Origin of the sequence: Rahnella sp. GSA61A (assembly GCF_019969905.1) — a bacterium.
In the GTDB taxonomy this organism is placed as follows: domain Bacteria; phylum Pseudomonadota; class Gammaproteobacteria; order Enterobacterales; family Enterobacteriaceae; genus Rahnella; species Rahnella aceris.
In genome coordinates, this window is the sequence record NZ_JAHXYO010000001.1 from 70,984 (window position 1) to 92,441 (window position 21,458).

At 42.9% G+C, this 21,458-nt stretch carries 17 protein-coding genes; all 17 read right to left on the minus strand.

Going from position 1 to position 21,458, the window contains the following annotated elements:
• Positions 1–77 precede the first annotated feature (77 nt).
• The 17 genes from cpsG to LC431_RS00405 all read right to left on the minus strand — a co-directional run bounded on the left by cpsG (position 78) and on the right by LC431_RS00405 (position 21,458).
• Positions 78–1,457 carry a phosphomannomutase CpsG gene (gene cpsG / locus LC431_RS00325; protein WP_121019733.1) on the minus strand — a complete coding sequence of 460 codons (1,380 nt, stop codon included), beginning with the start codon at positions 1,455–1,457 and terminating at the stop codon, positions 78–80.
• Positions 1,458–1,471: 14 nt separating this feature from the next.
• A complete protein-coding gene (locus tag LC431_RS00330) occupies positions 1,472–2,893 on the minus strand; it encodes a mannose-1-phosphate guanylyltransferase/mannose-6-phosphate isomerase (RefSeq protein ID WP_015690363.1) in 1,422 nt (473 codons plus the stop codon).
• A gap of 118 nt (positions 2,894–3,011) precedes the next feature.
• Entirely contained in the window at positions 3,012–4,001 is a 990-nt protein-coding gene (locus LC431_RS00335; RefSeq protein ID WP_112197494.1) for a glycosyltransferase family 2 protein, read from the minus strand.
• Between the two features lie 8 nt (positions 4,002–4,009).
• Entirely contained in the window at positions 4,010–5,473 is a 1,464-nt protein-coding gene (locus tag LC431_RS00340) for a lipopolysaccharide biosynthesis protein (protein WP_037033313.1), read from the minus strand.
• Between the two features lie 18 nt (positions 5,474–5,491).
• Positions 5,492–6,508: a polysaccharide pyruvyl transferase family protein gene (locus tag LC431_RS00345; protein WP_223509111.1), complete on the minus strand. Its 1,017-nt coding sequence runs from the start codon at positions 6,506–6,508 to the stop codon at positions 5,492–5,494.
• 4 nt (positions 6,509–6,512) lie between these two features.
• The gene (locus LC431_RS00350; RefSeq protein ID WP_223509113.1) at positions 6,513–7,751 is read right to left on the minus strand and encodes a glycosyltransferase; all 1,239 of its coding nucleotides are present in this window, start codon (positions 7,749–7,751) and stop codon (positions 6,513–6,515) included.
• A 48-nt stretch (positions 7,752–7,799) separates the two neighbouring features.
• Positions 7,800–8,825, minus strand: coding sequence for a cellulase family glycosylhydrolase (locus LC431_RS00355; RefSeq protein ID WP_112150909.1), 1,026 nt, complete (start codon positions 8,823–8,825; stop codon positions 7,800–7,802).
• Positions 8,826–8,905: 80 nt separating this feature from the next.
• The gene (locus LC431_RS00360) at positions 8,906–10,102 is read right to left on the minus strand and encodes an O-antigen ligase family protein (RefSeq protein ID WP_112197490.1); all 1,197 of its coding nucleotides are present in this window, start codon (positions 10,100–10,102) and stop codon (positions 8,906–8,908) included.
• A gap of 156 nt (positions 10,103–10,258) precedes the next feature.
• A complete protein-coding gene (locus tag LC431_RS00365) occupies positions 10,259–11,248 on the minus strand; it encodes a glycosyltransferase family 1 protein (protein WP_223509115.1) in 990 nt (329 codons plus the stop codon).
• A 15-nt stretch (positions 11,249–11,263) separates the two neighbouring features.
• Positions 11,264–12,421: a glycosyltransferase gene (locus tag LC431_RS00370; RefSeq protein ID WP_223509117.1), complete on the minus strand. Its 1,158-nt coding sequence runs from the start codon at positions 12,419–12,421 to the stop codon at positions 11,264–11,266.
• A gap of 91 nt (positions 12,422–12,512) precedes the next feature.
• Positions 12,513–14,684 carry a polysaccharide biosynthesis tyrosine autokinase gene (locus LC431_RS00375; RefSeq protein WP_112150913.1) on the minus strand — a complete coding sequence of 724 codons (2,172 nt, stop codon included), beginning with the start codon at positions 14,682–14,684 and terminating at the stop codon, positions 12,513–12,515.
• An 18-nt stretch (positions 14,685–14,702) separates the two neighbouring features.
• Positions 14,703–15,137, minus strand: coding sequence for a protein tyrosine phosphatase (locus LC431_RS00380; protein WP_112150914.1), 435 nt, complete (start codon positions 15,135–15,137; stop codon positions 14,703–14,705).
• 2 nt (positions 15,138–15,139) lie between these two features.
• On the minus strand, positions 15,140–16,273 hold the full coding sequence (locus tag LC431_RS00385; RefSeq protein ID WP_112150915.1) for a polysaccharide export protein: 1,134 nt from the start codon (positions 16,271–16,273) through the stop codon (positions 15,140–15,142).
• Between the two features lie 97 nt (positions 16,274–16,370).
• On the minus strand, positions 16,371–17,801 hold the full coding sequence (gene wbaP / locus LC431_RS00390) for an undecaprenyl-phosphate galactose phosphotransferase WbaP (protein ID WP_223509119.1): 1,431 nt from the start codon (positions 17,799–17,801) through the stop codon (positions 16,371–16,373).
• Positions 17,802–17,971: 170 nt separating this feature from the next.
• The gene (locus tag LC431_RS00395) at positions 17,972–20,062 is read right to left on the minus strand and encodes a YjbH domain-containing protein (RefSeq protein WP_200227231.1); all 2,091 of its coding nucleotides are present in this window, start codon (positions 20,060–20,062) and stop codon (positions 17,972–17,974) included.
• Positions 20,062–20,805: a capsule biosynthesis GfcC family protein gene (locus tag LC431_RS00400; RefSeq protein ID WP_112150916.1), complete on the minus strand. Its 744-nt coding sequence runs from the start codon at positions 20,803–20,805 to the stop codon at positions 20,062–20,064. Before LC431_RS00400 ends, LC431_RS00395 begins: the two co-directional genes overlap by 1 nt.
• Positions 20,802–21,458, minus strand: a complete 657-nt coding sequence (locus LC431_RS00405) for a YjbF family lipoprotein (protein ID WP_119262073.1) — start codon at positions 21,456–21,458, stop codon at positions 20,802–20,804. Before LC431_RS00405 ends, LC431_RS00400 begins: the two co-directional genes overlap by 4 nt.

Below are 21,458 nucleotides of genomic sequence, written 5' to 3' on the forward strand. Positions count from 1 at the left end.
CCTTATAAAATGAAAAGTGAGTAATACAAACCCACAGCGAGTTATCATTACTCACTTAAATAAGATATTTTTAATAATTACATACTGCGGAGGATAGAAAGAATTCTTCTGGTTTGTTCCTGCATGAGTTTTGTATTTGCGCGGGATTCAACATTCAACCTTACAACAGGTTCTGTATTAGAACTGCGGAGATTGAAACGCCATTCGTCAAACTCAAGACTGATCCCGTCAGTATGATCGACGTTAACCGCCTCACCTTCATACATGGCTAATACACGGGCAATGGATTCTTTAGGCTGCTGCAAATAGCTGTTAATTTCCCCGGACGCAGGATAGGCCGTGATCCGGTCATTAATCAGTTGCCGCAGAGACTTGCCTTTCAGATGCAATAATTCAGCGACCAGCAGCCAGGGGATCATCCCACTGTCGCAATAATAGAAATCGCGGAAGTAATGATGGGCGCTCATCTCACCACCATAGACCGCATCTTCCTGACGCATACGTTCTTTAATAAAAGCATGGCCGGTTTTCGACATAACAGGCACGCCGCCCGCACCGGTGACAATATCAATGGTATTCCAGCTCAGACGCGGGTCATGGATAATTCTTGAGTTAGGATATTTTTCGAGGAAGGCATCGGCAAGCAGACCGACGATGTAATACCCTTCGATAAAATTACCGGCATCATCAAAGAGAAAACATCTGTCAAAATCACCGTCAAAAGCGATCCCCATATCTGCTTTGTGCTTAATGATGGCATCCGTCGTGTCCTGACGGCACTCCGGCAATAACGGGTTAGGAATACCGTTCGGGAATGTGCCGTCTGCCTCATGGTGAACTTTGATAAATTCAACCGGCACACCGGCTGCAATAAACCGCTGTTCGATGGCATCAACAACATGGCCCGCTGCCCCATTACCGGAGTTAAACACCAGTTTTAAAGGGCGGGTAAAGTTCTCTACATTGATAAAGCTGAGCAGCTTATCAACATACTCATCCAGCACGGAGGCTTTCTCGTAACTGCCGCGCTTAGCCTGGTCGACCGGTGGAAAATTATTAGCTTCCGCCAGCGCCTGAATATCACGTAAGCCGGTATCGCCGCTGATCGGACGGGAATCTTCACGCACCAGTTTCATGCCGTTGTAGTTCATCGGATTGTGGCTGGCCGTCACTTCAATGCCGCCATCAAGGCACAAATAAGACGTCGCAAAATAGATTTCTTCTGTACCGGTCACGCCGATATCAACAACGTCGGTTCCCGCATCCTGCAAACCTTTCGCCAGCGCAAGTTTTAATGCTTCGCTGGTTAAGCGGACATCGCCTCCCAATACCATTTTATTAGGTTTTAAATATTCCCCGTAAGCACGCCCTATGCGATAGGCAATATCTTCATTTAATTCAACGCCTAATTCACCGCGGATATCGTAAGCTTTAAAGCAAGTTAATGTACCTGACATATTTCATCCCCAAATTAACAGCGACCATAGTGATCTTTTATACGGATAATATCGTCATCTTCCAGATAGGATCCCGACTGTATTTCCAGAAGTTCCAGAGGAATTTTTCCCGGGTTCTCTAACATATGCTGAGCCCCAATAGGGATAAACGTTGATTCATTTTCACTGAGCAGATAATTTTTATCTTCGAGAATAACTCTGGCGGTGCCCGACAGAATAACCCAGTGCTCCGCGCGGTGATGGTGCATTTGTAATGAGAACTGTCCGCCCGGTTTAACGGTGATGCGGTTCACATGATAACGGGGTGCAGTCACGACATTATCGTTACGGCCCCACGGGCGATAGGATTCGCGGTGCAAACGATATTCCCGTCGTTTATTATTTTTTAAATATTCGACGACTTTTTTAACGTCCTGCACCTGGTTTTTATCAATCACTAAAACGGCATCTTTCGTATTTACGATGACCAGATTATCCACACCAATGGCGGCCACCAATTTCTCATCGGTGTTGATATAACAATTGTTCGCATTATGGGTAAATACATCGCCATTGATGGCATTCCCTTCAGCGTTTTTATCATTCACTTCCCAAAGCGCCGACCAGGAACCCACATCATTCCAGCCCGCATCTAACGGAACAACAATCGCATCCGTGGTTTTTTCCATTACGGCATAATCAACCGATTCATCCGGGCAGGAAATAAATGCCGCTTTATCTACACGAATAAAATCTTGCTGCTCATCAGTATGCGAAGTCTCAATCGCTTTCTGACAGGCTTCGAGTATGTCCGGCCTGAATTTCGCCATCTCTTCAAGAAAACGTCTGGCGCGGAACAAAAACATACCGCTGTTCCAGTAATACTCGCCGCTTTCCAGATATTGCAATGCAGTCTCAAGATTCGGTTTCTCGACAAAACGCTGCACCCGAAAAACAGGATCGGCATCACTGCTGAATTCTGTTCCCCGCTGGATATAACCGTAACCGGTTTCAGGGCCTGTTGGCACGATACCGAACGTGACCAGTTTCCCCTGCTCAGCGAACGGAATAGCATTCTGCACGGCCTGATGGAAGGCATCCGGAGACTCGATCACATGGTCGGCTGCAAGCACCAACAGTAACGGATCAGAACCGTTGTCGATGGCACTGAGCGCAGCCAGCGTAATAGCAGGCGCCGTATTGCGCCCGACAGGCTCAAGAATAATATTGTCGGAGAGCTGGTCTATTTGTCGTAATTGTTCGGCAACAAGAAAACGATGCTCTTCATTACAAATAACCAGCGGTGCAGAAACGTCCAGCCCTTTTAAACGGGTGACCGTTTCCTGCAACATGGAATTATCGCCATGCAGACGAAGAAATTGTTTTGGATAAAGCTCACGAGACATTGGCCACAAACGGCTACCGGTGCCGCCAGCCATGATTACTGGAAGGATCATAGTTTTCGTCTCAAAAATAAAAGAGTTAAATAAGATTAAACCACCGAATACAACCACTCAGTGTGCAGAGGAATAACTTACTAATAATTCAGCAGGGTACAAAGGGATATGAAAAACACTATGCTTTTATTTTAAAAGCAGTCTTAAGCATAAAATAAAACAAATAGGGGGAAACTTTAATTAATGAAATGGCGGAGAGTTTCTTTAAACTGACCGATTTAGATAATTTCGCAACATACGAGAGATCAATAGAGCGCCTGATGCCAATAACATCCTTTAACGGCGCCCCATATCTGACGGCATTGATAAACACCATTAAAATGACCAGATAACTATGTTTAGCCCATTTTTCTTTATCGGTTTCAGAGATAATAAGTGGCGATACAAGTGACTTCGTCCTGTTAAGGTATTCCAGTCGGTTTAATATTTTAAGGTAAGATTGTTTAGTTAATGACGACGCGTGCTGGATGTAATGATATTTACGCTCATTACCGAAAGCGATACTTGCTCCGTTAACAAACATTTTCATAATCACTTCATAGTCTTCAAAAACGGTCAATGTAGTATCAAACCGAATGCCATCAAACAAGTCGCGTTTAAAGATTTTATGCCACAAATATCCCGTTACCTTACCCTCCAGCATGGAAAAAACAGCATTTTTACCCTGTAAGGTAGTATCTGATGCAAAATCATTCGTTTTGCCAACGGAGACTCCCGAGGGTTCCTCAGAAAAATACAGGCACTGCCCCATACTGGTATTATTTTTCGTCAGAACTCCGAGCAGGTAACTGACAAAATCAGGTTCAAGATAATCATCTGAATCTAAGAAACAGATAAACTCTCCTGAAGCATTATCAACCAGAGTATTTCTCCCAAAAGAGACCCCTTGATTGATTTTATTATTGATGACTTTGTGCTGGATGTGTTCATATTCTTCAAAAAAAGTGGTGACAATTTTTCGCGATGAGTCTTTCGAACAATCATCCACGATAACTATTTCCACGTTTGAATATGTCTGATCTGCAACTGACTGAAGCGCTTTCCTGAGGAATTTTTCTGAATTATAGACGGGTATTAAGATACTCACTAAGGATGAGTTTTTTTCCATGAGATCATTTATCCTCTCTGAAGAATTTTTCTTGCAAGAGAAAAAATCATTGTTCTCTTACTCACTGAGGAGAAAGTAAAAATCAAAGCAAAATAACACACTGCACCAATACCTATTTTTATCATTAATCCAAACCAGGACTCGCTCAGGACAGCGTATTGTTGTACCGCCACGAGTATCATGCACATCAGAACTGAACAAATAACGGGCGTAATCAACTCTTTTACGTATTGTTTGAAAGTTAAATTCAACAGAGTCAGGGCACACCATGCTGAAATAGGGTAAAGCAACACGGTTCGGATTGAGAAGACGAGAGCGGTAGCGATAAGTCCAAATCTTACAAAGAAATAAAAAGCCACCACATTGGTAATAGCGTAAACCAATGTCAGTCGTGCCTGCCATTCAGGCTTATCTCTGGCAAACATCACTGAATGGTTATAATAGCCAATTGAAGTGACAAAACCGACAGCACTGACAATTTGCATAACAGGGACAGAATTCATCCACTTATGCCCTAAAAGTAAAAAAGTAATATCATGGGACAATGTTGCAAGCCCCACAAAAGCAGGCGCAGTGACTAACACCGTTAAATATGTCGCCTGCAAATACTTCTTACCAAACTCGTTGATATCATTTTTATAACGGCTGAATGCAGGCAGTGAAACACGCATTAAGGCCGATGCCAGAACCAGATTCAATGTATTAACAATACGCTTGCCGGCAGAGTAAATCCCCGCTGCTGCACTTCCCAGGAAATAAGTTATAAAGAAAACATCGCTATTCTGATTTGCAAAGTTAGTGACATTGCTCAACGCGACATGCTTTGAAAATCCCAATGATTCCTTCATTGATTCTCTGGAAATTTTCATTCTGGGTTTCCAGGGTGTCGCCACCCACAGAGCTACCAGTGAAATCAAAGACGTCACAACTTGCTGCACAACTAAACTGGCGACGGCGAAGCCATTGTAGGCCATTACTACCCCGACAATACCGCCGATAGAAATCGACGTCATAGAACGTATCGCTAACGGGCGAAACATCATATTATGCGACAGCCAGGCTTCATGAGTACGACTCAGACCACTCACCAGGATAATAACGCCAGTGCCGCGGATCACATTGGCTAACTGCGGCACGTTCATATACGCCTCAATAAAAGGAGCGGCGAAAAAAACAATCAGAAAAGCGGGAACAGATAAAGAAAAACACAAAAAAAGGGCAGAGTTATAATCGACTTCAGAAGGTGATTTTTTCCTGACAATTGAAGTCGCAATACTATCAAAGAGAACGCTTTTGAAAAATTGAGTCACTAATAAAGAAACACTTAACATGCCATATATACTGGGCGTTAAAATCTTAGCAAGTACAATAAATATGACAAACGTAATGACCTGAGACGCAGTATTATCCAGAATAGACCAGATTGCACCAGAAAGAATACTGGGCCTGCGGGCGTTTTCTTGAGATTTCAAGGTTACATCCTTTACATATCACTTGCATTTTGAAAGTATATCAATACCAGCCAGCAGACGTTCTACATTATTATTAAACTGATTATCCTCACTCAAAAAACCAGGCTGTTTTCTGGCAGCTAAGAGGATATTGGCTGCATTATCGATAAAGCGATTATCAAGATTTAATTTAGCGGTTTTTTCAATAATTTGAATACCTTTATTAGGGATCCGGTATAAGGCAAGACGTGTCAGGTCATGATAGTGAGGCCACCATTTTTTATTCTTCAGTTCACGCTGTTTTTTAAAATAACTCACGGCATACTCAACGTCAGCATCAGGTAAATGGTATTTCTCGCCATAAACATATAAACCCTTATCACGCATACACTCACGCAATGAACTGCTACCCAGAACAGTTGGCCTGTAAGGAAGGCTTATTGTCTGAGTCCAGTCTAACCATTTGAATGTATTGATCTGTGAAGAAGTAATCAAAGGAACCCAAGGTACACGCATTGCATCTGCAATAATCGCAGCATGCATGGCATCCGCCAGCACCAGTTTGGCATTTCGGATTTTTTGAATAACGGTCTTCGCATCCGACTGTGGATTCACAAACTCAACCCCGGCCTGCTGACAAACCTTTTCCCACTGCCCCGTGACGAGCGCATGGTGATGAGGAACAAAAATCACCCCCTTACGTTCAGCTTCTGAGAGGGGTTTAAACTCGGCGAGCGTGTTTAACAGCGCGGCGCCATCGGTAATAAACTTGTCTTTCGGCAATCCCAAAATTTCAGCACTGAGCGGCCCCCTGACACACAACGTTTCCCAGGAGCTGTCACCAAAGTTAGCCGGTGGATAGCCATAACCCACACCGCTGGAGAAGACATACCACTTTTTAGCAGGCGGCATAGCGGAAGTAATAATAGTGCCAATACCGGATACCCTGACGTTCTCATTGTCATCAAAAAAGCCAGGAAGTAGTGCATCCCAAATCCATGCGTTAAGATCATCCCCAAAATTTCCATGCGCAGATTTATAATAGTAAATTTTCAATTTATCACCGGTTAATATGTAAAGGCTGGCCGAGTAGAATATTTAACATCCTGGAATAGGATTTATCCTGATCAAATTCGTTATCAATTTTTTGTTTCGCATTACGACAAATATCCGGCAACACACCGGGATTATCGATTATTTCAGAGATGACACCTGCAATGCTGGCGGCATCATTTTCATTGACCAGAAAACCAGACACGCGATCTTCAATAAGCTCAGGGATGCCACTGTGAAACGTCGATATCACAGGTATACCGATTGCCATTGCTTCCATCAGTGCAACCGGGATCCCTTCCATATCGCCATCTGACGCCGTGACAGAAGGTAGTAAAAACACATCCGAGTTATTTAAATATTCAGAGACAGTTTCTTGCGTCTGCGCACCTAAAAAGGCAATTTTGTCACCCAGCCCAAGATTGGCGACCTGAGATTCAAGTTCTTTTCGCAGAGGCCCGTCCCCGATAATGGTGTAATCAAAGTCAACGTTTTGCTGTTTCAATAACAGGCAGGCATTTATAGCGACTGAGATGCCTTTTTTCTCTGTGAGTCGGGCGATAGAGAGCAGTTTTATTGGATGACTGATAGTAATCCGTTCTTTATAAATGAATTTACTAACATTCACGCCCATTCTTATCACGTGTGTTTTATTTTTTATTGCAGGTGTTAAGGCTATCTTACTCGCCCACAACTCACTCACCGGAAAAATATAATTTGCATCATTGAATAGCTGTTCATAATCGGAATGAAATAAATTCAAAATTCTTTTTTGAGAAATATCATTACCGTGAAAAACAGCAGCTATTTTCCCATCAACAAAACCCAATCTTTTTAGTTGGTTTAACAACGCTGCTGTAGTTCCAAAATGTGCAATATTTATGTCGGATTTTATTTTCCTGCTATTCCTAGATAAAATTTGGGATAAAATTAGAGTTTTTGCGTAATATCCATATTTTTTGAAATTCAAGCTTTCAAATGCTTTTTTATTTGTAAGTGCACCGGTAGCAGCAATAACTCTGGTAATGAGTTTTTGTCCCTTACTGTCTGGTTCTTTATCCAGAAGAAATCTTACTTTATCTAATATGCAATACTGGGTAAGTGACTTGTGTTTAATGTTGAAATCACCAGGGAAAACTGACACGACTTCAACATCGATCCCTTTTTTTATAAAATACGCAATTTGATTAATAATAAATGTCTCTGATGCCACTGGGAATTTGTAGACAAAAAATGCAACCTTCATAAATAACGTCCTTTAAAAAACAGCTGCAACAATACTAAACAATGACTGTTACTTTTCTATTGATATACTTTTAGAAGCATTTTTTATAGCATCTGCTGTAGATTTTTCACTCAAATCTCTATTAAGAATACCGAAATTATGTTCACGATAATTTTTATTATTCCCATCATTAATAAAATCGTACCACCACACACCTTTAATATAAGGTTTAGTTTTAGCCAGGAGGATATACTTATAGGCATAGTCAGCAATTTCTTGCTGTGTGAGAACAGGCTTTTTATCAGAAGTTGGGAAACCCATCTCAGTTATATACAAAGGTATAGGTGAAGTTCGTTTTGCCAACACCATCAGGTCCTGTTGAGTCTTATCAAGCATTTTTATATTGAATTCGGGGATTGAGGCTCTTTTACTTCCCCACGTATAAGGATGCACTGACAGGCCATCAATATAATCCAGGATGCCCAGCTTGACGATTTCTTTCCCCCATCGAAGATCAATATAATCCATAGGGTTGAAAGAACCGGCGATGACAGTCGCCTGCGGATTTTCTTTTTTAATAACTTTTGAAACAACTTCCACTAACTTGACGTAGTTTTTGGCAGACTCATCATTATTAGCTCCAGGTTCTACCCTGTTGGACCATTCATTCCATATTTCAAAGACAGAAGCCTTACCTTTGAAATGCTTAACAGTCCATGCTGCATAGTTAGAGAAAGCAGAAACTTGCTCGTCAGTTATTGGCTTTCCTTTTCCATATAATTCGTTTCCATAATCTAGTATAACAACAGGATTAATTCCGTTTTGGTAAGCTATGTCGAGCACTTTTTCAGTTTTACTATTCGGTGCAGAATATTGTCCTTTTACCTTTTCCACAGAATCCCATTTATAATCTGTTCTTAAGGAATTTATATCATACTTCTTCATTAATGAAATAAATTCCTCAGGGGTACCATAGAAACCATCGGGGTGTACACCCACACCGACATTAAACGCCAAAGCTTGGTTTATTGATAGAAGAACAAAAGGTACAATTAGAGTGACATTCACGCCCCATCTCATTACCTTATTAATCATCGCGCCCACCTCTTTTTAAACTTTGGCAATTGTAATACATTAAATTTAGCTATAATCATAGCTCAAAATGAATCATATATTTATTTAAGGGTGTTTTCATTGGTAAATATTCTTTTAAAAGTAAATCGATTATGCGACATACAAATTCCAATTAACACCCAGTAATAAGGTCTCATAAAACTAGATTCAATTATAAGAATTATCATTGATATAAGTAACGAGAAGTAAATAACAGTTCCTTTAAACAACACGGCTTCACGAGCAAACAACAACCTATGATGCCATATCAACCATACAATCAGTGCCATCCAACCACATGTAGCCGCCATTTCGACGTAAAGATTGATCGCTGGAAGCCCGAAGGGATTTAAATACCACGGCAGGGAATTGTAAAATGGATAGGCACTTTTATTACTTAATGTGTACTCGGTATAAGCACCAATCCCAACCCCCCAAAAATGTTCTAAGGCAACATGATAAGCCATTTCAACTCTGTACCATCTGTTACCCACACGGTCTTTCAGACCTTCTAAAACATCACCCGACATAAAAACATTTCTAAAGGTAATAGCAATCAAATCATTGTTTGTTTTAGCATAAAAATAAAGACCCACGAAACCAATAAACATTATAAGCAAAGAAATTGATATTTTTAACATCTTGTTCTTTCCATGTAACGATATGACGCAGGTACCAATTAGGAAAACTAAAAGTAAATTAGCACTTTTGGTTGTATAAATTGCAACGATACATAAAAAAATATCAAAAAACTGTGCTTTGGGTATTTGTATTTTGTTGTCTTTTTGGAAAAAATTACATAAAACGATCACAACATATGGTATTAAAGCGATGGCGAAGTAAGAAGGTTCATAATAGAGAAAGTGCGCTCTGTCTTGCAAATGTGCGAAATAAAAAATTGCACCACAAACAATTTGAAAGCGATAAGAGTTAAATAACCCTTTCAAGGTAGCAGAATAATCATTCTGAGCAAGATGTTTGAATATATATGAAATAAAAAAGAAATTAAAAATTATCCATATTAAATATCCAGCGGACTTACCGAAAGCATAACTAAACATAACCGAAGGAGCACAACATAAAAAGAAAACCAAAACAAAGAAAATATTTTTGTCAATGGATTTATTCTTAATGATTAATGCAACTCCATATATGACCATCGGAATAAGTGATACCCTGAACCCCATAAAACTTAACAGGTCAACACTCGTACATAATGAAAATGCAAATGACGTAAGTTCTATTTTATTAAACTTCATAACCCATCACTTTTTTTGATCTCGCAGGCCGATTATTAGCTTATTTTTTCGTCAAGCAGTTAACTCACCCCATAACTTTATACAGGAAAGATTTATATCCTAACCACTTAGTAAAAAATAGATTATGTCAGTTTGTAGTAGTACAGATTTCACTTTCTATTTTCTTAATTTCGTAAGCGAATGATTAATTAAACTTACAGTTTTATCCCAGGTGAATTGCCTGGCACGATGCAGGCCCTTAATCTGTAGGTCATTAACCAAAACCTTATTATTTATCAGAGAATTTATTCCTCTTGCTATGTCCTCGACAGATTCAGGATCAACCAGAACTGAATAACCTTCAGCGATTTCTTTAAGTGCTGTCGTGTTCGAGGCCAACGTAGGTACACCACAAGCCATTGCTTCAATGACAGGTAAACCAAAACCTTCGTATAACGAAGGCATTAGCAATGCACTAGCACCACGATAATAAGATGGCAACTTTTCTTCATCGATATAACCGGTAAAATAAATATCATCTGACAAATCCAGAGAAGCAATATATTCTTTTAACTCAGGCGTTTCTTTTCCTGTCAAAAGAAGTTTGATTCCACATTTGTCTTCAATCGTGGAGTAAGCCTTTATTAACCTTTCTTCATTTTTATGTAGTTTCCTGTTACTTACACATAAAAAGTATTTGTATCCGGGCTTAAAAACATCTCCCTCAGGTCTAAAATCTTTAGATACACCATTTCCAACTACCACAATTTTTTCGGGAGAGACGCCTGCCCATTCAGCTATCCTCCTTCTGGAGAATTCAGACACGGTAAATATTAACAACGATTTCTTGCAAGCCCGCTTTAAAACAAAGTCATAATAAATAGTTTTTAGACGACTATCATTTCCGCTGATATCAATATGATTTAAATCATGGATAGTAATAATACTACGATTGACAAATAACCAGGGGGCATTAAATCCGGGGGTGAAATATATTGATTTATTAGAAAACAGATACCATGGAGTGACTAAGATATCTAAAGGACTGGTGGGCTTTATATTTAGTTTTATGTACCCGTCGAAGTTGACACGCTTCGTGATTTCTGATGAAAATCTTCCAATCCCATGGCCGCCTTCCCATCTTTTATCGAATATTATTTTTTTCATCCCCCCCCCTTGTAATTAAGACAATAAATCATTCCATTTATTGACAATATTTTTTGTTTCAAAGTTGTTCAATATAAATTTAAAATGCAGGTTACTTTCTAAATAGTTCCGGATTAATAAAGTAAGTTGCTCTTCATTATCAAATAAAAAGCCTTGGTTATCTGACAGTAATTCAGGAATCCCACCGACTTTCTTCGCTGCGACAGGAACCTTTCTTGCCATACTCTCAATGATCACCCTGCCAAATGGTTCATTCCATTTTGATGGCACAATTAAAAGGTCCAGGCAATCAAGAAAGTCATTTGCAGGCACATTACCCAGAAACTCAACGTTCAACTTACTTTTCCTGGCTTCATCAGAAAGATGGCGTATGTAATCTTTATCTCCATCACCTGCTATTTTCAAACTAATATTTTTGGTTATACTGTCAGGGAGCTTACTAAGCGCTGAAAATATCAAATCTATTCCCTTTGTTTTATGAACGCGCCCTAAATAACCAAAATTTATTATTTTTCCATTAAAACCATTATATTGCCTTTCTTTTAAAACATCTTCCAAACAAATATTATAAATAACATGTTGTTGTGCGTTCTTGAAATAACCGCTTCTTATATGTTCATCCAAGACAAAACGACTGATACCAACTACATCATCCACATACTTTGAGTTGGATTTTTTAAGAATAGTCATGCTCTTGCACAATCCACATCGACTACCGCAATTATCTTCCTTATACATATTTGCGTTTACACATAATAATGTATAACTCCTTAAGATATGGATAGTCCGTATTCCTTTTTCCTTTGCAATTTTCCAGGCCAGTGAAGATATATCCTCTATCGTACTGGTAATAAAAATGTCTGGTTTTACTTTTTCTAAAATCGCACCAATCTTATTTGCAAATGCAATGTTATTAGAATCCACAATATGCCAGATTAGCTTCTTAACTTTAGATACTTCTTTGTTTTTCATGGACCAATACAAATTAGAATACTTAACCCTGTTAACATCTATGCTATTAACCTGATCTTTATAATCAGCATCACTGACAGCAAGTACTTCAACTTCATAGCCTAAACTTGACAATTGTTCAGTCAACAACTTAGTTGAAATTTCGCCACCCCCGGCGACATCAGGATAATAACCACGACAAGCAACAAGAATTTTTTTCATTTTTTGGCCTGAATTTCTTTATGCGTTAATGTTTTAAGACAAACAACCCGCATTCATCAATTAAAGTATCGATCTGACATAAACATGCATACTATTCGTCAGATTTTTTATCCGAATATTCATAGCCATAATGATTGTATCCGTAGCCGTAATAACTACTGGCTTTTTTTACAACCCCGTTAAGTATACATCCTTTAATTTCAACGCCACTTTGTGCGAAACGTCTGATACTCACTTCCATTTCTTTTGGAGTATTGACCTCAAATCGTGCCACCAGCAACGATGTGCCAGCATAGCGTCCAATGACAGCGGCATCAGTGACCGCAAGAATAGGGGCAGTATCAATGACAACAATATTGTAATTCTCAGCAGCCCATTCGATTAACTTATTAAAGCGCGAATGCATTAATAACTCGACAGGATTCGGGGGTACCTTACCGCGCGTAATATAATCAAACCCGACACCTGGCAAGGTTTTAACACCCTGTTCGATAGTGGATTTCCCAGCAAGAATATCAGACAGACCATGCTCCAGACTACCCTTGAACAGTTTATGCACATAACCTTTGCGCAGGTCAGCATCTATAAACAGTACGCGCTGATTTCCCATGGCTAACAATGCAGCCATGTTGCTGCTTATAAATGTTTTACCGGCATTCGGGCTTGCACTGGAGATCATTAAGACATTATTTTTAGCTTCCATCATGGCAAAGTGCAAACTGGTACGCAGCCCACGAATTGCCTCTATTGCCAGGTCGGCAGGATTTTCTTGCGCTAAAAATAAAAAGTTGTCTTTGTTCTTTTGTTTTTTTCCTTTTTTTGATACTGATTCTTTAACAATCCATTCAGACAGAGGAACGCTTGCATACACATTAATGCCCAATTCTTCTAACTGTTCAGGTGACTCGATACCTCTGTGCAGGAAAATTCTTAACAGGACAATAGATAATGAGAATATTCCCCCTAAAACAATCCCTATAAATATAACCAAAAGCTTTCGGGGTTTTACAGGTTTAGGCTCAGTCACCGCGCTATCAATTATTCTTACATTACCAATAGCACTTGATTCTGCAATGCTCAATTCCTGCTGCCGGTTCAGCAATTGCATATAGATTGCCTGACCGGATTCTACGTCACGACTCAATCGCAACACTTCTTGTTGGGTTGCTGGCATTCCGGAGACGCGCTTATTGAGCTTCTCTTTTTCTTCCTCCAATGTCTGGCGTTTTTCCATAAGCGCCTTATAGGTTGGATGCGATTTGGTATAAAGCTGAGAAATTTCAGCCTCACGGAAAGTAAGCTCATTTAATTGATTATCAACATTTACAATCTGGTCTAAAGCCGACTTTGCTTCCAGTGACAGGTCAACAGAATCACTTTGTTTCCTGTAAGTATTTAACTTATCTTCCGCAATATTTAAATCGCTACGGACTTTGGGGAGTTGTGTATTTAGAAATTCGAGGCTTTTCGCATCCTGAGCAGCTTGCCGGGCGATATTTTGTGCAAGGTAGTTCTCGCTGATACTATTTAAAACAGCTTTAATTAATTCAGGATCATCGCCTGTGAATGTCAAATTAAGGATACCCGTATTCTTCCCCTGATCTTCCGCAGAGAAAGAACCCAGAACTTTGTTAATGGCATCCAGATATGTCAGATAGCTTACTGTAAAACTAGTTCCCGGCGGTGCATCCATTTGACTAACCAGTAATGAGATGCCTTTACTTTCGATAAGCTCACCGACGGTTCCTTTTAAATCGATATCATTACCGGTGATATTAAAATGATGTTTATCAAGCACCGTAAGCGTAATTTCAGGACTTTTACCGGCGACATTTTGCAGATAAAGTCGACTCACGGTTAACTTACCTTTCGGCTGTCCAGTCAGACGAGCCCAACCCCTTCCAAAAATTGGGAAGTAATCCTGTTCAACATTTGCCTGTAGATTCAGATCCTGGACTGTTTTACCCAATATCATTCTGGACTGTAAAAGTGCGACTTCCGGCGCTGAATCAGGCTGACTGTCTGGTAACATCTGGCTGATGCTATTAATGAGGGCATTGCCTTGCTTTTGTTCAACCTGAATCAGAGCATCAGCCTGATATATCGGAGTGGCAAATAAAGCATATACTACCGCCAACACCGCAAATATTGCGGTTAAGATAATAATAAGTTTTCTATGGTCAAGTAATTGCCCAATTAACTTACCCAGTTCAATTTCACCCGAGTGTGAACTTTCTGACTTCAAAGAAATAACAGATGACATGCAATAGATTCCTAATTTTTAGCCACCCAGTTTAATTGCCCAACTCTGGCAAGCCCGGTCAATTAGCTGATAAACAAAGTTGAATGCTTCCTGGCTTTGGAGATATGGATCGGGAATTTCTTTTTGCTGCAGCCAGTGCCCCAGTAGCAAAGTCTTACCACGAACCTCCGGAGCCATACGTGTGACAGATTCAATATGGCGTTTTTCCATCACGAGTATCAGGTCATACTGACGCCCAAGTTGCTTGGTAAATTGCCTGCCTTTATGCCCATCCAGAGCAACACCATAGTGCTGTGCAGTCAGTAATGCCGTTTCGTCAGCGGGATATCCCACTAATGCTTTGACACCTGCAGAGTCTATTTTTTTATCAGGTAATAATTGACGTAATATCCGTTCTGCCGTTGGAGAGCGGCAAATATTTCCCGTGCAGATAATCAGCAATGAATCAAACATTCCTAATTCCAGTTATGAATATATCGTGCAGTTTCGGTCATACTATTAACCCCGTTAATAGTAGGAACCAGCTGAGATATCACGCGGTTCCAGCGGACAACCGGTGCGGCGGTAACATAAACAATATCGTACGGCTGTAACTGGAATTCAGTACTCATCACCATTGCGGAGGCATCTTTAGCATTCAGCTGATAGATATTGGCGATTTTCCCCTGTTTATTATCCTTAATCTGGCGGATAACAAATATCCCCGAGGCATCCGACATCACCTGTGAAACGCCGTCTGCATTACCTAATGCTTCTGCCAGCGTCATTCCGCTGCGATCCATTTTAAGCGTGCTCTGTTTCCCGACTTCCCCCATGACGAATACTTTCAGGTCATCATTACGTGGTACGTAGAGAATATCGCCCGGAAAGAGCAACTGATTTTGGGTTAAATCCCCTTTCTGCATCAATGCTTCAAGCGAGATGCGACGATCCTTCCCGTTATGAGTTAATACGACATTACGCCAGTCTGCGTCCGGCGCCAGCCCGCCCGCGGCATTGATGGCATCAATAACAGTGAGAGGGATATTGGTAATCGGCTGCTGGCTCGATTTCACAACCTCGCCACTGACATAAACTTTTTGCGAGCGGAACGACGCGACGCTGACATCCACCTGCGGACTTTCAATATACGTCGCCAGACGGCTACTGATCTCCTCACGAACCTGAGAGACAGTTTTCCCCGCCACGGCGACTTTACCTATGTATGGGTAAAATATCGTGCCATCGGTATTCACCCAGTTACCCGTATCACTGGCACTGCGGTACTGGCCTGCCGGGGTGGTCAGTTCAGGATGATCCCACACCGTAACCATCAGAACATCCCCGGAACCAATGCGGTATTGGTAGTTTTGCAGTTGCATATCCAGCTCTGGATTTGGCCGTGCCTGAGCAATGATCGGACGCAGCTGATCCACCAGACCTGGCGTCATCGGGTACACGTTAACTAATTTATCAATGTCATAATTGCTATCAGTAGGTTGAACAACATCTTTGTCCGTGGTACTTAACGACTGCCCTGGAATAACCGTACATCCGCTCAGTAACAAAGCCCCGAATAATGCAGAAATCTTAAACGTTTTATTTTTCATAAAATCCATATCATGTGGTTCAACAGAAATTGATGTTGGCCATGACGCTAATAACTAGCAGCCAATACATGAGGGTGATGCATTATTTAAATGACTGTTAATAAGCACCGTCTTTTCTAAGCACAACACTTACTGTTTTAAATAAGATGGCAATGTCATTCCACATCGACCAGTTTTTTACATACCAGGCGTCAAGATAGACGCGGGTCTCGTAATCCACATCACTGCGACCACTCACCTGCCATAATCCGGTCATTCCCGGTTTGCTCAGCAAGTAATAATCCACCTCATCACTGTAACGCTCCAGTTCAGCGTTAATAATAGGCCTCGGACCAACAAGGCTCATTTCTCCTTTTAATACATTAAATAACTGCGGCAATTCATCCATGCTGGTTTTACGCAATAAATGTCCGATGCGCGTAATACGTGGATCGTTTTTCAGCTTAAATGTCTCATCCCACTCAGCGCGTGCTTCGGGGTTATTTGCCAGCAATTCCTCAAGCACTTCCTTGGAATTGATTACCATTGAGCGGAATTTAAGACATTTGAAAGGACGGCCGCCTTTACCAATACGCTCATGACCATAAATTGCCGGGCCGCCATCTTTTCTCACTTTGAAGCTGATATACAGCAGCAGCGGAGACAATATGGCAATAATCCCCAGTGAAGCCACAATATCGAAAGCACGTTTCAGGAAGCGTGATGACCATTTCGCCAGGTTCTGATGAACACGTAAGATCATCACTTCGTGACTGAAAATAAACGACATATCCGTACTGTCGAGCGGCATGCCGCGCAGTGTCGGGATCACTGAGACATAGCGGTAACCGTGGATCATAAACACCCGCAGCCAGTAGTTACGGATATCGCTCTGGTGTGCTTCCACGGCGACAATAAACTGGGTTTTCTTATCGCACGGGGTTAATAACCACAGGTCATCGCAGAATATGATCGGAATGCCATCAATGCTGTCCCCCGGCTTGTCAGTCAGTTCGCTGGAAATAAATCCGGTGACGTTCAGCCCGAGATTCTTTTCGCTTTGAATCGCTTTGTAAGCCTCGTGAGCATTTTTACCGGTACCAATAATAATGGCATCGCGTTGCCAGATACCCAGAACCGTTAATACACGCTTAGTCATCATGCGGGCACAAGGTACAAATATCAGCACCAACAGCCAGGTGAGGATCCACATATAACGGGAAAAATTCCACTCCGCGAAAGCCATCACCGCGATCTCAATAACGGCAAAAATGACCAGCGTGCGTAAAATTTCTTTCAGTTCAAACCAGAAGGTTTTGCGGTAGTAATAATGCCGCAAGCGAATCGAGAACCAGCCAACACAACAAAATGCCAGCGTCCAGTGTAATAAAACCAGGGCAGTAACATGTTGAGCGGGAATATAGTCATCAAACTCTTTGAGCATGAAGCTCAATAATATTTTAGCGACATAAATCGACAGGGTAAAACTGACGAAATCCGAAAGAGCAAGAAACAGGCTTGAGTAAAAATTTCTGGTGAGAAATGTCATACTTCCCTCACAACAAGTATCAAAAAATAATTATTACCTGAGGACATCAGGTTAATAGGCTTATAATAATGGACTTCATTAACGGTCTCCTGACATGCTGACATATCAGAAAAATAATAAATAAGTCATTTTGTAGGTGCCTGACTGTTGCAGTCAGGCACAACCTTTCATTAAGGCAACTGCGGCGTATCTCTGTCTGAAGTAATACCGTACAAGCCGTACTGTCTGCCCAGCATCTGGCCACCATCACGCGTCAGTGGTGTCCAGCTGACGGTTGGTGTACTGCGTGTCGGTTTGACCGTCAGCAAGTCCAGCGGAACAGAGATGTAGAAGCCTTTAGTAAAGGAGCCTTCACCGTATTCCTGTTTAGAGACATTCGTCAGCGTCGCATAGGCTCCCACGGTGACACCGCTGTCAAAGCGTTTGGAGAGATCCAACGTGCCGCCTTTGTCTTTAGCCAGATATTGCCCGACACTCATTTTCACCAGCACATCATCCATAAATGCCGGCCGCCAGTAGGCTGTCAGGTTGCCGGTCGCGGCTTTGTAGTTAGTGAAGCGCATCATGTCGTCCCAGTCGCGCTGTTTGACATAGTTAGCATCAATACCCAGTGCCCAGTCAGAATCCAGTGGCCGGTAGAGCACTTCGCCCCCGACGCCGCCGTACATCATCTCCAGATAACCGCCATAAAGCTGTCCGTAGAAACCGTTGCCCAGATAACGGAAGTAGTTGGCTTGCAGGTTATTCACATAGACATCGTTCTGAACGTATTCACGGATATGCGTTCGTACGCGTGGCAGAGAAGAGTCATTACTGACGCCGTCATAGCGGAACTTATCGTAGTTATTGGCAACGTTGCCAAACACGCCGCCATCGACAAGCAGGTGATCTGTCAGCCAGTAGTTGGCATCCGCCAGCACCCCGATCTGATACATATAAAAGTTTTCAGGGCCGCCGACAGATTGTCTTAATACCGGCGACAGGCTGTAATTAAACCGGTCCTTGCCGATAAAGAATCCCTGACCGACGTCTGTGACCGGTTCAATCCGTTGCTGGTTCAGGGACTGTTCCTGCCCCAGCGGATAACCCTGTTGCTGCTGACGCAGGCTCGCCACGCGGGTACGTGTGGTGACCATCGGCATACCAAAGCGGTTTTGGGTAACATCCAGGGTGTCGACATTCTCCGGCAGATTATTCAGCATGATGAGATTGGCACGCTCTACGCCTTTGGACGTATTGCGATATTTATCCTGCTGACCCGTAACGTTGAGGGTGTCGTCACGGATGTCGATACGCGGTTCGCTAAACCCGGCATTGCCTTTCAGCTGAGCCAGTTGTCCGGTCGCGACGCTGTAATTAACCATTCCCGCACTTTGCGGCTGCGGCTGATAGGCAGGAACCGGGTCATCAATCTGATGAGGAACCCAATCGTTCATGTTACTGCGCAGGGTAAACCCGAACATAAAGGTATTGCCACGCTCGTAGCTGGCGTTGACATCCATCCAGCTTGCCAGGCGATAAACAGCACCGAAGTTAAACTTACTGTTCTGTTTTAGTGCCCCGGCAAAATCATCGCGGTAGTTATTACCATCGTATTCCATCTTCAGGCGCAACGGCTGCCAGGGGGTCTGATACTCCACGCCGCCGAATACCCCCGCAGGGCCGCGGAACATATCATTGAGTGAAATATCGCCGGTGGAATGGCTTTGCGCGCGGGTACAATATTTATCGCTGGCTTTGCAGAAAGGGTTCGTGATATTGCCGCTGTTGCCGATATAACCCCAGCCTACCCCCAGCGTGAAATCTAGCGGTCCGGCCGCTTTACTGGCGACCAGATATTCACTGTCAAACAACCCCGTGCCGCCGATATCGCGCTTGCCCAACGCAACCTGCGGAAGATAGTAGCCCTCTTCCCACAGTCTTAATTTCACATCGAAAGACTTGTCTTTATAGGTTTGATTGCCGCTGAAGTTTGGATCACTACTGTAAAGCCGGTCACGCACGTCGGTATAACGCAACGTGGTCTCCAGCCAGGGAAACAACGCCATCGAGACCGAATAAAAACGGTAGGCATCATTATCGCGGTAGTTGGCACTGAACTCCCCTTCTTTCGGGACCCGCGCCGTCGGTGTTTGTAAAAGTCCCGCGCCGCCGAAATCGGACTGTGAAGGACCAAGGGGTTCATCATACGTTTGCGCCCGGACGGAATTAGCGTAAACCACGGACACAGCAAGCAGGCTGAGAAGATATTTTGGTTTCATCATTCAGGGATCCGGTGCGCCAAAACAGAGACGATGTGCTGATTAAGGTTTTTAAACTGGCGCGGCAGCGTCCAGTCAGAAAAACCGACCCAAATGATACTGCCCGGCTGGGCTTCAGCGTGGCGATAATTCCAGTACGCGACCGGCACGACCCGGATGGTTCCATTGGGATCAATCACCACGGCTTCATTCAGATTGGCACCAGAAAGAAATTGATGGTCTGCGAGATATTCACGAATCGTACGACCTGCAACCCACGGCTGTTTTCCCGCACCACTCACCGCACCCAGCAACAACACGCTGTTGGGACGCGTTGCGGTATAGACGCGATAATCCCCCTGTAACTGGCGGTTAGCGGCATTGTTGTTGAGGATCAAATCCGCATCCATCGGGGTAAACTGACGACCGGTAACCTGCAACCCCTGCAACTGCTGAATGACACGGTTAATGGTCTGCTGCGTATCGCCATTCTCCGTGGCACGCCAGGCCTTGAGCTGGTTCTGCATGGACAGATACTGTTGCTGCGCCTCAGGCGTAGCGGCAGGCACAGCAATCACGGTGCCGGGCGACCAGGATTGGCGGATCAGATCGGACTCCGCCATCATCTGGCGCATATCTTTAATATGGCTGAGTACCTGGGCAGGCTGCCCCTGAGAGGCGCTGGTGTAAACGGCCACGTTGCCCTCGGAAAATGCCATCCCCGGCAAGGCGCTAAAAATGAATAAAAGCGTTTTTATTTTCATGCTGGTGGGATCCCCGCATTGGCAGGTTTGAGCAACGTCATACTCACCGGCATATCTGCTCCCAACCTCTGATTGCTCTTGAGCACCAATCCGCTGTGCGGATCTACCCAGAAAGTGTTTTGCCAGCGGTCACCCGTGGCCTCAAGCGTCACATCCTCGCGCCACACCTGACAGGCAACGACTCTTCCGGGAAGTGTCAGGGTTTCGTCGTCCTCACGGCTGAAACGGGATGTTACAACGGATGACAATGGCTGCCGGTTCTCCGTCCAGCGCATCAGACGTGTCCAGCCTGCCCCTTCACGCAAATTTGCTGCATGCAACAGCGGGTCTTGTTGCAGATTGGTGACTTCCAGCAGATCCCCTTGCGAATAACCGGTCGAACGGACCAGGCGACCATTTTGGGTAATAAATACGACCTGGTCGCCGGTACTCCATTTTTCAAAGCCATCCTGGAGATAGCCGACCACAAAGATTTGCGCAGACGTAGGCAGTTTTAAATAAATGCTGCCGTAAGGAATAGCGGCAATTCTTTGGGGTGGCACCACAACATCCTGCGGCCCTTTAATGGCAACCTTAAAAGTATCAACCAGACTGTTTTGCGAAGGGGAACATGCTTGTAACAAGAGGCAGAGGAACAATAAGGAATAGCGCAC

Coding starts and splice junctions, on each gene's coding strand:
- cpsG (WP_121019733.1), bottom strand. CDS start 1,457: ATGTCAGGTACATTAACTTGCTTTAAAGCTTACGATATCCGCGGTGAA.
- LC431_RS00375 (WP_112150913.1), bottom strand. CDS start 14,684: ATGTCATCTGTTATTTCTTTGAAGTCAGAAAGTTCACACTCGGGTGAA.
- LC431_RS00380 (WP_112150914.1), bottom strand. CDS start 15,137: ATGTTTGATTCATTGCTGATTATCTGCACGGGAAATATTTGCCGCTCT.
- LC431_RS00350 (WP_223509113.1), bottom strand. CDS start 7,751: ATGAAGGTTGCATTTTTTGTCTACAAATTCCCAGTGGCATCAGAGACA.
- LC431_RS00365 (WP_223509115.1), bottom strand. CDS start 11,248: ATGAAAAAAATAATATTCGATAAAAGATGGGAAGGCGGCCATGGGATT.
- LC431_RS00400 (WP_112150916.1), bottom strand. CDS start 20,805: ATGAAAATAAAAACGCTTTTATTCATTTTTAGCGCCTTGCCGGGGATG.
- LC431_RS00335 (WP_112197494.1), bottom strand. CDS start 4,001: ATGGAAAAAAACTCATCCTTAGTGAGTATCTTAATACCCGTCTATAAT.
- LC431_RS00360 (WP_112197490.1), bottom strand. CDS start 10,102: ATGAAGTTTAATAAAATAGAACTTACGTCATTTGCATTTTCATTATGT.
- LC431_RS00395 (WP_200227231.1), bottom strand. CDS start 20,062: ATGAAACCAAAATATCTTCTCAGCCTGCTTGCTGTGTCCGTGGTTTAC.
- LC431_RS00385 (WP_112150915.1), bottom strand. CDS start 16,273: ATGAAAAATAAAACGTTTAAGATTTCTGCATTATTCGGGGCTTTGTTA.
- LC431_RS00355 (WP_112150909.1), bottom strand. CDS start 8,825: ATGATTAATAAGGTAATGAGATGGGGCGTGAATGTCACTCTAATTGTA.
- wbaP (WP_223509119.1), bottom strand. CDS start 17,801: ATGACATTTCTCACCAGAAATTTTTACTCAAGCCTGTTTCTTGCTCTT.
- LC431_RS00370 (WP_223509117.1), bottom strand. CDS start 12,421: ATGAAAAAAATTCTTGTTGCTTGTCGTGGTTATTATCCTGATGTCGCC.
- LC431_RS00330 (WP_015690363.1), bottom strand. CDS start 2,893: ATGATCCTTCCAGTAATCATGGCTGGCGGCACCGGTAGCCGTTTGTGG.